Annotated in this window: 14 protein-coding genes; 7 read left to right on the forward strand and 7 right to left on the reverse strand. The window is 49.4% G+C overall.

Annotated elements, in window-relative coordinates:
• Positions 1–242: 242 nt before the first annotated feature.
• Entirely contained in the window at positions 243–698 is a 456-nt protein-coding gene (locus N836_RS59325; protein WP_023074309.1) for a four helix bundle protein, read from the reverse strand.
• Between the two features lie 225 nt (positions 699–923).
• Between N836_RS59325 and N836_RS59330 the strand changes: the two genes are divergently transcribed.
• Positions 924–1526 carry a Uma2 family endonuclease gene (locus N836_RS59330; RefSeq protein WP_023074310.1) on the forward strand — a complete coding sequence of 201 codons (603 nt, stop codon included), beginning with the start codon at positions 924–926 and terminating at the stop codon, positions 1524–1526.
• A 51-nt stretch (positions 1527–1577) separates the two neighbouring features.
• Here the strand turns inward: N836_RS59330 and N836_RS76640 are convergent, their stop codons facing one another.
• Positions 1578–1790 (reverse strand): hypothetical protein, encoded by a 213-nt coding sequence (locus N836_RS76640; protein ID WP_023074311.1) that lies wholly within the window; start codon positions 1788–1790, stop codon positions 1578–1580.
• Positions 1791–1969: 179 nt separating this feature from the next.
• Between N836_RS76640 and N836_RS59340 the strand changes: the two genes are divergently transcribed.
• Together N836_RS59340 and N836_RS59345 are read left to right on the forward strand one after the other, a co-directional pair.
• Positions 1970–3376 (forward strand): hypothetical protein, encoded by a 1407-nt coding sequence (locus N836_RS59340; protein WP_023074312.1) that lies wholly within the window; start codon positions 1970–1972, stop codon positions 3374–3376.
• 195 nt (positions 3377–3571) lie between these two features.
• Entirely contained in the window at positions 3572–4054 is a 483-nt protein-coding gene (locus tag N836_RS59345) for a TM2 domain-containing protein (RefSeq protein WP_023074313.1), read from the forward strand.
• 67 nt (positions 4055–4121) lie between these two features.
• On the opposite strand, the gene N836_RS59350 is transcribed toward N836_RS59345, so the two are convergent.
• From N836_RS59350 to N836_RS59360, 3 genes are all read right to left on the reverse strand, one after another.
• Complete coding sequence (locus tag N836_RS59350; RefSeq protein WP_023074314.1) at positions 4122–4796, reverse strand: exopolysaccharide biosynthesis protein; 675 nt, start codon at positions 4794–4796, stop codon at positions 4122–4124.
• A 274-nt stretch (positions 4797–5070) separates the two neighbouring features.
• Positions 5071–5841, reverse strand: coding sequence for a 3-methyl-2-oxobutanoate hydroxymethyltransferase (panB, locus tag N836_RS59355; RefSeq protein ID WP_023074315.1), 771 nt, complete (start codon positions 5839–5841; stop codon positions 5071–5073).
• Between the two features lie 142 nt (positions 5842–5983).
• The gene (locus tag N836_RS59360) at positions 5984–7036 is read right to left on the reverse strand and encodes a ligand-binding sensor domain-containing protein (RefSeq protein ID WP_036053912.1); all 1053 of its coding nucleotides are present in this window, start codon (positions 7034–7036) and stop codon (positions 5984–5986) included.
• Positions 7037–7662: 626 nt separating this feature from the next.
• On the opposite strand from N836_RS59360, the gene N836_RS59365 reads away from it, so the two are divergent.
• From N836_RS59365 to N836_RS59375, 3 genes are all read left to right on the forward strand, one after another.
• Positions 7663–9093, forward strand: coding sequence for a form I ribulose bisphosphate carboxylase large subunit (locus N836_RS59365; protein ID WP_023074317.1), 1431 nt, complete (start codon positions 7663–7665; stop codon positions 9091–9093).
• A 135-nt stretch (positions 9094–9228) separates the two neighbouring features.
• Positions 9229–9618 carry a RuBisCO chaperone RbcX gene (gene rcbX, locus N836_RS59370; RefSeq protein ID WP_023074318.1) on the forward strand — a complete coding sequence of 130 codons (390 nt, stop codon included), beginning with the start codon at positions 9229–9231 and terminating at the stop codon, positions 9616–9618.
• A 32-nt stretch (positions 9619–9650) separates the two neighbouring features.
• Positions 9651–9995: a ribulose bisphosphate carboxylase small subunit gene (locus tag N836_RS59375; protein ID WP_023074319.1), complete on the forward strand. Its 345-nt coding sequence runs from the start codon at positions 9651–9653 to the stop codon at positions 9993–9995.
• A 100-nt stretch (positions 9996–10095) separates the two neighbouring features.
• On the opposite strand, the gene N836_RS59380 is transcribed toward N836_RS59375, so the two are convergent.
• Positions 10096–10683, reverse strand: a complete 588-nt coding sequence (locus N836_RS59380) for a hypothetical protein (RefSeq protein WP_023074320.1) — start codon at positions 10681–10683, stop codon at positions 10096–10098.
• 160 nt (positions 10684–10843) lie between these two features.
• A complete protein-coding gene (locus N836_RS59385; protein WP_023074321.1) occupies positions 10844–11773 on the reverse strand; it encodes a nucleoside hydrolase in 930 nt (309 codons plus the stop codon).
• A gap of 103 nt (positions 11774–11876) precedes the next feature.
• Between N836_RS59385 and N836_RS59390 the strand changes: the two genes are divergently transcribed.
• Complete coding sequence (locus N836_RS59390; RefSeq protein ID WP_023074322.1) at positions 11877–12908, forward strand: S-layer homology domain-containing protein; 1032 nt, start codon at positions 11877–11879, stop codon at positions 12906–12908.
• Positions 12909–13034: the final 126 nt, after the last annotated feature.

A 13034-nucleotide genomic window follows, 5' to 3' on the forward strand; every position in this document is an offset into this window, starting at 1 on the left:
ACCTAATTTGACTGCTTCAATGCCCGCATAGCGACGACGATCTTTTTCTGACAGTGACTGGTAATAACGCTGCATCTGGACTTCGATTTCAGCAGAATAGGACACAAGCATTGGTTCTCTGAAACTACCTATTTTTTAGGCTATCCTACCTGTGCAAATGTGGATACTATAAAATCCTTATTCCTAACAAGGAATCTCTACCAACCACGCCTCTGCGTTCTCAATCAGCTCTCCAATTCCGGCTAAAATGCTGCCATAGCAGTCACTATGGGCCAATCCCTCATCCGCCTATACCCACACTCCACGGCAAAAGCCAGCCAGGTCTGCACTGCCGCTGCCTTGGTCTCAGCCTCACTCAACTTGGCAATAAACGCTTCGTGATACCGTCGCTTACCCCAGGCCTCTGCCAGGTGGGCTGCTGGCCATAATCTGCCATCACCCGATCCACTGCTCCGTACCCGGTCTCGTACTGTAGACAGCCCAATTAACCGCTGCCCACCATTCTTTTTAGAGACAAAGAATCCCTTAGCCGGACTTGCTCGATAGCACTCACGCCTTAGCTGTCGTTGCATCTGCCCCAGTTGCTCATGAACTACCCCAGCAAAGAGATCGGTCGTAATGCCATCCACCCCCGCCGCCGGACTCCCCCGCTGAACTAGCCTCCAAGCCGCATGAAGGTGTTCTAAATAAACCTGCATGTATTTCTCCTTGTTAGTTGACAATTGCATCGTGCCAACTACCTACCTGAGGCCATACCTGAGTTAGGTGAAAAGTCGCCTGAGTTCATGCCTGAGTGGGAAGGAAGAGGGAGAGCGGATGACGGAGGATGGAAGACGGAGGGTGGAGGGCGGCAAGTTGAATGCTGAACCTTCGAATTCTAAAAAAAGCTAGAATAATAGACCGATGCAGCCAGGCGAACTCTGATGGTACAGGCTCCTTCTCAACCGCTTCTACTCCAGCTCCCTGATGAAATTGCTTTACAAGTGACCCGTGAGCAATTTGCAGCTCTGGTTGCTGCAAATCGGGATCTTAGGCTTGAACGCACTGCTACAGGACACCTAATTGTGAATCCACCCACTGGTGGCGAAATCGGCCATCGTAATCTCAGCATCACCGGGCAACTCAGTGTTTGGTTTGAAGCAAATGATACCCTCGGAAAGGCATTTGATTCATCTACTGGATTTGCTCTGCCTAATGGTGCAAATCGTTCTCCGGATGCGTCTTGGGTCCGAAAAGAGCGATGGGAAGCGCTCACTCCTGAACAGCGTGAGGGCTTTGTTCCTTTATGCCCTGACTTTGTTGTTGAACTGCGTTCTAAAACAGATAGTCTTAAAGATCTCCGAGAGAAGATGCAGGAATATATGGAAAACGGTTCACAGTTGGGCTGGCTGATTGATCCTAAAAATAAACGAGTAGAAATTTATCGTCCGGGTCAGGTGGTTGAGATATTGGAGAATCCCAGGAAATTATCAGGAGAGAAGATTTTGCCAGGATTTGTACTTACATTGAAGCGGATCTTAAACTAGGGAGCCAGAAGTCCGGAGGCTAATCAAACTTTTGTTAAACCAGCTGCTAAATCAGTCTCCCTCTTCCCTCTTCCCTCTTCTCTGATGCCCCGTTCCCTTTGTATTCTCCTGATCACCGTCCTTGTCGTGTCCCTGACGATTGGTGGCTGAGTCATCTGGAAGATTGGCAACGGTCTGCAGATGAACAGACAGCAGCGTTAGATATGAGATCGCTACCTGGTCGAGGAAATGACTGAAGGTACTCAGCTGCTGCTCAAACAACACAACCTCATCCGTAGTGTTTCCCTAGCTCACCTTAAACAATTGACATTTGATGAGGTGTAACCTTTTGCAAGATATGGCAAAGTATTCACCACTACAAGGCGTTGCATTTTCTGTAACCCAGCCAAATACTTTTGTATCCCTTCATATGCTGGACATGACGAGCAAAAGGATAGCGAATAATGGTTGCACGGCGTTGGTTATTAGGATTGGGCGCAATGGCACTCGTGGGCCTGGCCCATCAGGCCGAGGCGAATTTAGCTTCCGATCCGTCTGAAGTAGCCAATGTGCCAGTTATATCACTGGAGGAGAGTCCTCGCATTGTTCGCCGTCAGCAATTTGAAGACTACCGTCAAGTAATCGAACGTACGCGCTCAATGATCCATGACCAGCCCAGTCAAACCCTGGCAGATCGTTGGGGTTTGGATATCCTGGATGTCACTTGGGAAGATACCGGCCGCTACGACAACTCTGCGGTGGGTCCCAATATCAGTGATATGACCATTCAGATCCAACAACAAGATCCTGATACTGGCGACTACTCTCTACATTTAATGCCTGTAATTCGCTATCCCAATTTTGCGGATCTGACTGGGGATGTACCGATCGACCAATTTTATGTTTTGACGGGTAATGAACAAGGTAATGAACTAGAGCGGGTCTCACTTAAAGAAGTTCTGGGAGATTTACGCGACTATCTCAGTGAGCCAGGTTCATGGGCAGGTTCTGAAACCTCCCTATTAGCAGACCGTGATAGTCATGTGCTGGTTAGCGCTCAGGCGGCATTCTTGCCAATTCCTCAAGGTAATGAGGCGACTTTTAATCCTGTCCTGTTTAATTACCAGTCTTATCCTGGTGATCCAGCTGTCCTCACCTTGTTGGTGACCCGTGAAGGGACCAGTGTGACTGTTATCGATAATCAGCGAGACGGATTCTCGGCTGGCCGTACCTGGGGGCAGCGTTTGTTTTTTAACAAAAATGGTGAACGTGCTAGCCTGACGGGTCAGCGCCTGAGTGATTTTCAATCGGACGCTAGTGATGTGAGCCAACCATCCGAGCAACAATCTGCTAATCCTGAAGCTGAATCAGCCGGGCTGAATATGGTGATGCTAATTCAGGTGCCTCTCAAGCAAAAGCAGCCATTTTTACCGGCTGCACCCATGGCAGATGCTGTCATGCTTGAATCAGCCGCCATAGACTCAGTGCAGTACCGTAGTAATGTAGAGGCGGCTGTGATTGGTCATGGTGAAGTTGAAGGCCCCTTTACCGAAATCGATAATCTCGATATTGAGCGGGATCCTGATTTTCCTGTTCGTGTTACCGTCCAGTTTTACAAGGCCACCAGTAACGGTGTCGTGTCTGCTGACGATATGCGCGAAATCCATGAACAGATCCAAAAGGTCTATGACAATGCGGACTATGTGGGCAGTTTGGTACTAGATGGTCGCCAGGATCGACCCACTGAGTATGACGGTGAGCATACCCAACCCGATGACTGGTGGGAGAGATTTTGGGAGCATTCCCGTGAGCGTTTAGGTATGAGTGAAGAAGAAGCGAGAGAACTCTTAGAAAGGCTGCGACAGGAGTAAGCGTTGAGTGCCCTGTTTTGAGTTGTTGCTCTGGATAGGCTCTATGAACTAGTAATGTGGCTTTTACTCAGGATACAAAACTCAAAATTTGCGCTTTTTTTGCTGCCGTTGTTCGGTCAACCCGACTGAATCTTTATGGACGCTCTCAGTTTCCCTTTTGTAAGCTAGAAAAATACACCCCAATCTGGTTGAGTCATGGCTGCTATAGTGCCTTCCCACCGAGTTCAGAATCGAAAGACCACTAGCTATCTTCTGTGGGTAGGGTGGGTATTTGGTGTGGGTGGGCTGCACCGGATTTACAATGGCAAAATTGCGTCAGGTCTTCTGTGGATGGTGACCTGGGGATTTTTTGGGATTGGTCAGCTAGTGGATCTATTGTTAATCCCTGACATGGCTGAACAACGTCACCGTAAGTTATTTGGTGATCAACCTTCTGAGTTTGACCCGCAGTCTGTTGTGGCTGCAACAGTGAGCAAAGATACGCTGTCGGTAAAGCTGTTGCGTTTAGCCAGATTGCACGGTGGCCAGATTACTGTGACTCAAGCCGTGATGGAAACTGGACAATCATTTCAAACGATTGAAACTGAGCTTATGGCTATGGTCAAGTCTGGGTATGTAGATGTTACGAATCGTCCTGACTCAGGTGTGGTGGTGTATGAGTTTCCGGAATTGATGTAGGTCTACGATAGATGTTAGAAGGCAATCAAGGAGATTGCCTCATCTTTGATGCGATAGCTGTTCTTAGCTACTGGCCAAACAATAGACCTTTAACCCAATCTTTTCCTTGCTCAACGACTTCAGCACCCAGGATAAAGATGGATGCTACCAAGCCGAAGGCCAGGGTGCAGATTGTCAGCCCTGCTAAGCTAATTGCACCGTCGTCATCTAGTAAACCAAAGCCAATCACAAAGATGCCGATGGCAGGCAGGGTGTTGGTGCCTGGAATGGGAATCATCATGCAGATGGACATGAGCGCGATCGCAATTCCCAAAACGAAACGTCCCACCGGGCTGGTGCAAATGATAGACAACCTGGGTCGGGAAATAGCCTCAATTTTTTGCAGCCAGGGTAATCCTTTAGTGATAAACCCAGCGACTTTAGACCGCTCAAATCCCTTGGCCATCCAACCCTCTGGCATCCATGGCTTGGCCCGACCGATGATCAACTGCACGGCCAGCAGCAACATGACGATGCCAAACGGAATTGAGTAGCCCGGTGCCGGCACTGGCAGAGCTGATGGCAGCGATAATAAGACAAACAAAAAGCCGAATGTCCGTTCACCACCCAGGGTGAGAAGCTCATTCAAGGTGACTTCATTGTTTAATGTTGCCACTTCCGCTGCTGCGGTTTCATGGGGGGTGGGCGTCAGCGAGGGGGCATCTAAAAAATAACGCTGAAGTTCAGCGGATAGTTTAGCCATAGCGAGTCAATTTAGAGGTTACTTATAAAAGATTCACCAGAGATAGCGCAGGTCTGGAGGAAGCGAATTATGAGGGTTGAGTTTGTGCTTTTGACCCAGTCTGCCCCAGAAGGCCATGCCTACAGTAAACAACCAAGCGCCAAAACCTCAAATTACCCATTCCCAGCTTCTGCATGTTGACTAAGCAATATGCCACCAGGTTCCATCAGCTAGCTTAGCTGTATTCATTAGCCGCTGAATAATTTGTCAATGACTAACTCAATGACTAACTAGTCTAGGGCGTTTGGTGGATTTGGTCGCAGAATTGTTGGACGGCTTGAATGGCCTGCGATCGCAAATTTACCAGGGGTTTTGCAAACGGTGGCTGCCAGGCTGACAGACCCCATAGATCCGATGTGACCAGAACTTGACCATCGCAGTGAGGTCCGGCCCCAATGCCAATGGTGGGGATACCCAGGGTTTGGGTAATCGTTTTAGCCACCTCATGGGGAATATGCTCTAACACAATGGCAAATACCCCGGCGCGTTCCAGAGCCAGCGACTCCTGCAAAATTCGCTCGGCGTCTTCTGCTGTTTTGCCCTGTTTTCTAAATCCACCAAACTGGTGCACCGATTGAGGTGTCAGGCCAACATGCCCCATAACCGGAATCCCAATTTGGGTCAAACGTGCCACTGTGGCCGCCATGGCTGGCTGACCACCCTCCAGTTTGACGGCTTGCGCCCCTGTCTCTTTCATCACTTTGCCGGCATTGGCTAACGCCTGTTCCGGGCTGATTTGATAGCTTAAAAAGGGTAAATCCACCACCATGAATGCCTCAGACACGCCACGGCGTACGGCTTTAGCATGATGGATGATTTCATCCAAGGTTAGTGGCACTGTCGTGTCGTATCCCAACACTGGCATGGCGAGGGAGTCACCTACTAAGGCAATGTCCACGTCAGCTGCATCTACAAGCTGCGCAGAAAGATAGTCCCAAGCTGTCAGTGCGGCTAGGGCAGGCCCCTCGTCTTTCCTACGGGCTATCTGAGAAACCGTTATGGTCATGGCTAATCACACTGTCGTCATGTTTGGTCGGCTGGTGCCGATAGATGGTTAAACCATCCCTTCTACAATTAGGCCACAGCTAGACCATTTCGAGGCTAGGACGAACAATTTTATGATGTGCTATTTGGCCAAGACCAAGCGCCTATTCTGGCAATACCCTCTGACTAGCAAAGGCTTCATGGGTCGATGCTCGGCCAGTCGTCAGGCTGACCCAGCCTAGCCCTTCTGTCGTGCCCACCCAAAGTTTGTCGCTCACATCAGTTGCGATCGCCAGCACATGACTTGACGGTAAATTGGGCACCTGGCTGACAATTGCCCCATTGTAAGGATTGAGCTTAAACAAACCATTCTCGGTGCCAACCCATAGGCTTTGCGTATTATCAAAGGTAATGTCAGTGACACTTCTGCCACGCATTTGCGTGACAGAGCGCAGCAGTGCGCCAGTATTCGCATCAAACACAAATAGCCCCTGAGATGTCCCCACCCACAGCTGACCCTGGGGGCCAGTCGCCATACTTTGAATGGAACTCCCCGGCACATTAGAGACGCGGTTAAGAATAAAGGCGCTGGCTGTATCTACACGGACTAGTCCTGTGAGCGTCCCCACCCATAGCTGACCTGATTGATCAAGACTCAAAGCATTAGCGCTCACACCGGGTAGTTCTTGTAGCGTAGTCATCAACAGGCCCCGATCCGGGCTAACCATCGCCAGTCCTTGATCCGTACCCACCCACAAAAAACCTCGGTCATCAATCACCATATCCAACACCCGATTGGAGGGTAAGCGAAAGTTCTGAGCGGTAATTTGATTAATCCGTGGATCGACCCTAACAATACCGTTGTAAGTACCCAACCAAATGCGACCTACTTTGTCTTGGGTCATCGCATCAATAAACCGATTAGGCACGTTCACCTGAGATTGAATCACGCCTGTAGCTGGATTAATGCGGGCTAGGCCTTGGTGAGAGCCAACCCAAAGGCTACCCGTGAAGTCTGACTGGAGTGCTCCGACTCGAAAACTAGTGGCTAGCGGACTAACTTGAGAAGGCCGATCTGAGGGTAATGGGGTGACCCTTGGCGGTGGATCGGTATAGATAGGAGTACGGTCTGATTCTTGAGCGCCAACCGGTAGAACCATGCTCCCCAAGAGGGTTGCACCTACGGTCATTTGAATAAGGTGTTTAGCAGAAACCACAGTGACGTCTCCAATAATCCGTTAGCCAACAATTCATTTGCGCTGCAATACTCGTCAGCAAATAGCCTGGTGCCTTTAATAACTTGCCCAGGGGATTATGTCAATCTAAATTAGAGTACGCCAATCATTAGTAAATCTAAAAACTTTATTAGAAGAGAAAAGACTTTCTCAACATCCATGGAATATTAATTTTGTAGAAAGGGTGCTATGTGCTAAGCCTGTGCTGCTTTCAAATCGCCACATTCTGTATAAACAGGCTCATCTTTTGAAAACTTAATGCTAATGAACGTAGATTCATAAATAAAAGTTATGAATCTATACAGAACTTCCAAAATGCTACTTATCAGATCGCTGATAGTATTCTTAAAGCATTAGGTATTTCTCATTACCTAAGGGAAATAAGGAGAACAGTCAATTTGGCTGTCTGGCAGTTTTTGCTGCTCGATACCATTTTTGAACTCAGCCGCCTCAGGAGCTAAACCTTGTCCACGTCTAGAACTGACGTTTTGTCGTGGAGGAAGCGCCAGGTTTCAACTTGGACGTGGTTTGGTGGGTCTTCGATAGACTGCCCCTTTAGGCGTTGCGACAGTTCTAAACCATCTAGTTTGATTCACAGGAAGGGAGATATGTCTTACTCTCAGACGTCGACGCAGTCGAAGGCTGGTTATAGCGCTGGTGTAAAGGATTACAAGCTGACCTATTACACCCCCGACTACACGCCTAAAGATACCGATATTTTGGCCGCTTTCCGGATGACTCCTCAGCCTGGAGTTCCTCCTGAAGAGTGTGCAGCTGCTGTAGCTGCAGAATCTTCCACAGGTACTTGGACTACTGTGTGGACTGACCTTTTAACCGACATGGATCGGTATAAGGGTCGTTGCTATGACATTGAGCCCGTACCTGGTGAAGATAACCAGTACATTTGCTATGTTGCCTATCCTCTCGATCTGTTTGAGGAAGGTTCCGTTACTAACCTGTTAACTTCTCTGGTAGGTAACGTATTTGGCTTTAAGGCCCTGCGTGCTCTACGTCTGGAAGACCTACGCGTTCCGGTCGCTTACCTCAAGACTTTCCAGGGACCTCCCCACGGTATTCAGGTTGAGCGCGACAAGCTGAATAAGTATGGTCGTCCTCTACTAGGTTGCACCATTAAGCCTAAGCTCGGTCTATCTGCTAAGAACTATGGCCGTGCAGTATATGAGTGCTTGCGTGGTGGTCTTGACTTCACTAAGGATGATGAGAACATTAACTCTCAGCCTTTCCAGCGTTGGCGCGATCGCTTCTTGTTCTGTGCTGATGCCATCGCTAAGGCTCAAGCAGAAACTGGCGAAATCAAGGGTCACTACCTGAACGTAACCGCTGGTACTTGCGAAGAGATGCTGAAGCGGGCTGAGTTTGCAAAGGAACTCGGTCAGCCCATCGTTATGCACGACTTCCTGACTGGTGGATTTACAGCTAACACTACTCTGTCCCACTGGTGCCGCGATAATGGTCTGCTGTTGCACATTCACCGAGCAATGCACGCCGTAATCGACCGTCAGAAGAACCATGGTATTCATTTCCGTGTTCTAGCTAAGTGTTTGCGGATGTCCGGTGGTGACCACATTCACACGGGTACTGTGGTTGGTAAGCTTGAGGGTGACCGCGCTGGTACTCTTGGTTTCGTAGACCTGCTACGTGAGAACTACGTTGAGCAAGACAAGTCTCGTGGTGTTTACTTCACCCAAGACTGGGCTTCCATGGGCGGCGTTATGGCAGTAGCGTCCGGTGGTATCCACGTATGGCATATGCCTGCTCTAGTTGAAATCTTCGGTGACGACTCCGTACTCCAGTTTGGTGGTGGTACTCTGGGTCACCCCTGGGGTAACGCACCTGGTGCAACTGCTAACCGTGTTGCGCTTGAAGCTTGTGTTCAGGCTCGTAACGAAGGCCGTAACTTGGCTCGCGAAGGTGGCGACATCATTCGCGAAGCTGCTAAGTGGTCTCCTGAGCTGGCTGCAGCTTGCGAACTTTGGAAGGAAATCAAGTTCGAGTTCGACACTGTTGATACTCTCTAATTGCTAAGGCTAGAGCAGTAGTTGATGCGATCGCTAATCCCTTAGCAATGCCAGCATTAATATAAAACTGCTGCTCTGGTTACCGCATCGGCTGTTTGAAGCTGCTTTAATGCCTTTGATGCATTGAGCTAACCCATGGATTTAAAGCGAATTGCGAAAGATACGGCTAAGACGCTAACAAGCTATCTCACCTATCAAGCGGTTCGCATAGTCATGGGACAATTGAGGGAGACCAATTTACCTCGCTCCTACTGGTTCAACGAGTTTGCCACCCGAGATAGATTGCAAGATGGAGAAGCCTTTATCGCTGCACTGATGCAGGAGCAGGCTGATCTAGCAATGCGGGTAATGACTGTACGTCAGCACCTGGCTGAAGAAGTTACTGAATTTCTGCCAGAAATGGTGCTGACCGGCATTCAGCAGGCAAATATCGAGCATCGTAAACAGCATTTAGAGCGTATAACTCAAATGAGTTCAGAAGAGCTTCGCAGTAATACAGCTGATGGAGAATCCCAGTCTGATTAACCAACGTTGTAAACAGATACTACGAGTAGATTATGAAAACTCTGCCCAAAGAGCGTCGTTACGAAACGCTTTCCTACTTGCCTCCCCTCAGTGATGCTCAAATCGAGCGTCAGATCCAGTACGTTCTAGAGCAGGGTTATTTCCCTGCCATTGAGTTTAACGAGGATTCTGATCCTACGGCTTACTACTGGACCATGTGGAAGCTGCCTTTGTTTAACGCCAATAATACTCGCGAAGTACTTGATGAAGTTCAGGCGTGCCGTTCTGAGTATCCTGACTGCTTTATCCGCGTAGTTGGTTTCGACAACGTGAAGCAGTGCCAAATTCTCAGCTTCATCGTTCACAAGCCCGGTTCTGGCAGCAGCTACCGCTATTAAGTTTGATTGGCTAGAAGTCATCAATCTTTGAGAAAGGGTAGGGAGTTCAATTGCTCTCTACCCTTTTTGTTGATTTATCAGGGCTTTTAAACTTATTGCTTTAAACCTTGATAGCGCTGGGTTCGGCGGTGGCGGCAATAATGCGATGACAGCCAGATTCTGGATAGGCCCAGCCGCAGTAGCATTCTTTAGGGTTGCCCCAACAGAGGCCCAGGTATAGCTCACTGCGAGTGGCGCTAATATCGGCCCATTCCGTTTCTTGGATATAGCTTTCAACGGTGGCGGCATCAATTTCTATAGGATCATGACCGGCTGCCCACAGCCTTAACCCTTCACTAGAGGTACGCCAGAATTCAATAATGCTCGTTTTAGCAGCGGCTAGGGTTGCTTTATCGGCTGGAATTGCCGTTAGGTTTGGATGAATTTCTGGTAGCCGAATAGTTTGGCCCTTGAATGTGCAAGGATGCCACACGAGACCAGATACATTGTGTTCCCGTTGGTACTGATGAATCTGATCGCGAAAATCTTTAAGGGCAAAGACTTTACTTAGTTTGTCAGCGCCAATAGCTTTAGAGACGACGGGGTTAGCTAAGCGATCATCGGTGGATAGTAAGACTCGTTCTCCGCGCCAGGCGGCTTTGAGTTCTTGATCGAGGATGTCGATAAGTTCCTGGGTGGTGTAGGTCATTACTCTACCGGGCGGCTTGATGGCATTTTAGCAATGGTTGCTGGCTGGTGCCGTAAAGTAAAGGACTTGTTCAGGTATTGGGGTGAAAGGGAGTAGGCAATAGAGTAGGGGCTGGCCTTGTGCTTGCCCTCGCCATGCCCTGGACACTAGGCAAGCGGGGCTATAGTGTCCCTAAGGATTCGATGAGTAGCTCGTATATCCCTGGTGTATTCACAGAGGCGGCTACTTCTACATTGGGTGTTTTGTCTGTTTGTCCCCACCAGTCGATGACGGTGCGTCCTAAATTTTCTGGGCTGATGGTGTCAACAGTGGTGTAAGTGGGTCTAAAAGTAAATAGCTCTGGTTGTAGCAGATGGGCGATGACACAGGGATCGTGGAGCGGGGCCCCAGGCATACCGTAACGTTCGATATCTGAGGTGCCGTAATGGCTCAGGAGGTCGGCGGCGGCGATACCAACAGGGGTATTGAGTTGTCTAAAAGCGTCTAGATGTTTAGAGGTGGTGAGGACTTGATGTGTGGTATCGAGGGTAATCAGTTTAATGGGAATGCCTGCACCAAATACAATCTGGGCTGCATGGGGATCGACATAGATATTAAATTCGGCGGCAGGGGTCACATTGCCGTGGGTAATGGCACCACCCATGGCAATGATGTGGTCAATTTTCTGGGTGATTTGAGGGGCTTGGATGAGGGCAACGGCGATGTTAGTTAGTGGCCCCAGGGTGGCTAGGGTAATGGGTTCTGTTGCCTGTTGCAGAGTGTCGATTAAAAATGCAACAGCGTGTTGCACCATTAGTGTTGCCTTTGGTTCAGGTAGCTTTGTTCCTTGTAGACCGGTGGCTCCATGGACATGGGCTGCAGTGGACAGGGGCCGTAGGATGGGCCGAGGGCAACCTGCGTAAATTGGAATATCCACCTTTGTCAGGGCACAAATCTTGAGGGCGTTTTGACTGGTGTAATTTAAGGGGACATTGCCCGCAACGGTTGTGATGCCAAGGATATTGAGTGCTGATGGCTGGGCGATCGCAAGTAGCAGTGCGATCGCATCATCTACTCCCGGATCGCAGTCAATAATAATCGAACGGGGCATAACAGGCGGTAGTGAGATGACAGTAAGGAAAGCGGGGACGGCAAAGTTGCATGTTGATGATATACGCTAGCGTGGTAACGCAGCTTCTATGGAGCTTAGGCGCATGCAGTATCTCCCTCCTCGCTTTGTCAAATTATTAGGATTTACCCTGTGCTTGTTGTTGGCCAGTTGTGCAGGCAGCCCGCTGGGGGATTCTCTGGAGCAAAACCTGGAACCCGATCCGCGTTTACTAGAGGAAGAATCTGCGACTGAGGAAGAACCTGCAACCGACGAGCCAGTGGGTGCTTCAGATACGGAGGCTGAGTCAGCGCCTGCTAACCAGTCTGAGGGTGAGGCCAATGCTGAGGCTGAGGCAACGGAGTCTGACACGCCAGTCACGCCTACCTTTACCCAAGCGAGCTACACCGATATTGGCGAAGCACCGGAGGAGCTGCAACAGTACGTTGAGGACTTAGTGGCTCTGGATGTACTGCTGCTGATCGATGTCAATGCGGATGACAATGTTGAACGCAATCCCAATGAGTTTTTACCCAACCAAATCATTACACGGCGGGAGTATGCCCGTTGGCTGCTAGCCGCCAACAATCGATTCTACGGCGATCAGCGCACCAAAAGAATTCGTCCAGCGGTCGAGAGTGCTCAGCCCGCCTTTCAAGATGTGGGTAAGACCAACATTGATTTTTCGGCAATTCAGGGATTAGCTGAAGCGGGTATTATCCCCAGCCCGCTGAACGGTAATACGACATCCCTAAAATTTCGACCCAACGCCCCTTTAACCCGCAAGGATCTGATTCTTTGGAAGGTGCCGTTAGATACCCGCTCTGCACTGCCAGAGGCGACTGCGGCGGCTGTGACAGAAGCTTGGGGATTTCAAGATGCTGGTAAAGTTGATCCCGCTGCTCTCAAAGCCATCCTGGCTGATCACAGTAATGGAGAATTTGCCAATATTCGTCGAGCCCTGGGGTATACCACCCTGTTTCAGCCTGATAAGGGAGTAACCCGTGCTGAAGCGGCGGCTGTTCTATGGCGGTTTGGCAACAGCACCGAAGGCCTCACTGCTGCTGAGCTGTTGGCAGCAGATGAAGCTCAAAGCGCTAACCAACCACCAGATACGAATTCAGAACAGGCTGAATGACTTGATGAATTTTCAAGTAGATTAGGTTATAAGAGGGTGCTCAATCAGGTAAGCCATCAATTGAGGCATGCTCCAAGCTATCCGCACGTCAGTCTTCCTGTGATCTTGAAGATGACAACATTTTCC

Source organism: Leptolyngbya sp. Heron Island J (assembly GCF_000482245.1).
GTDB lineage: Bacteria > Cyanobacteriota > Cyanobacteriia > Phormidesmidales > Phormidesmidaceae > Leptothoe.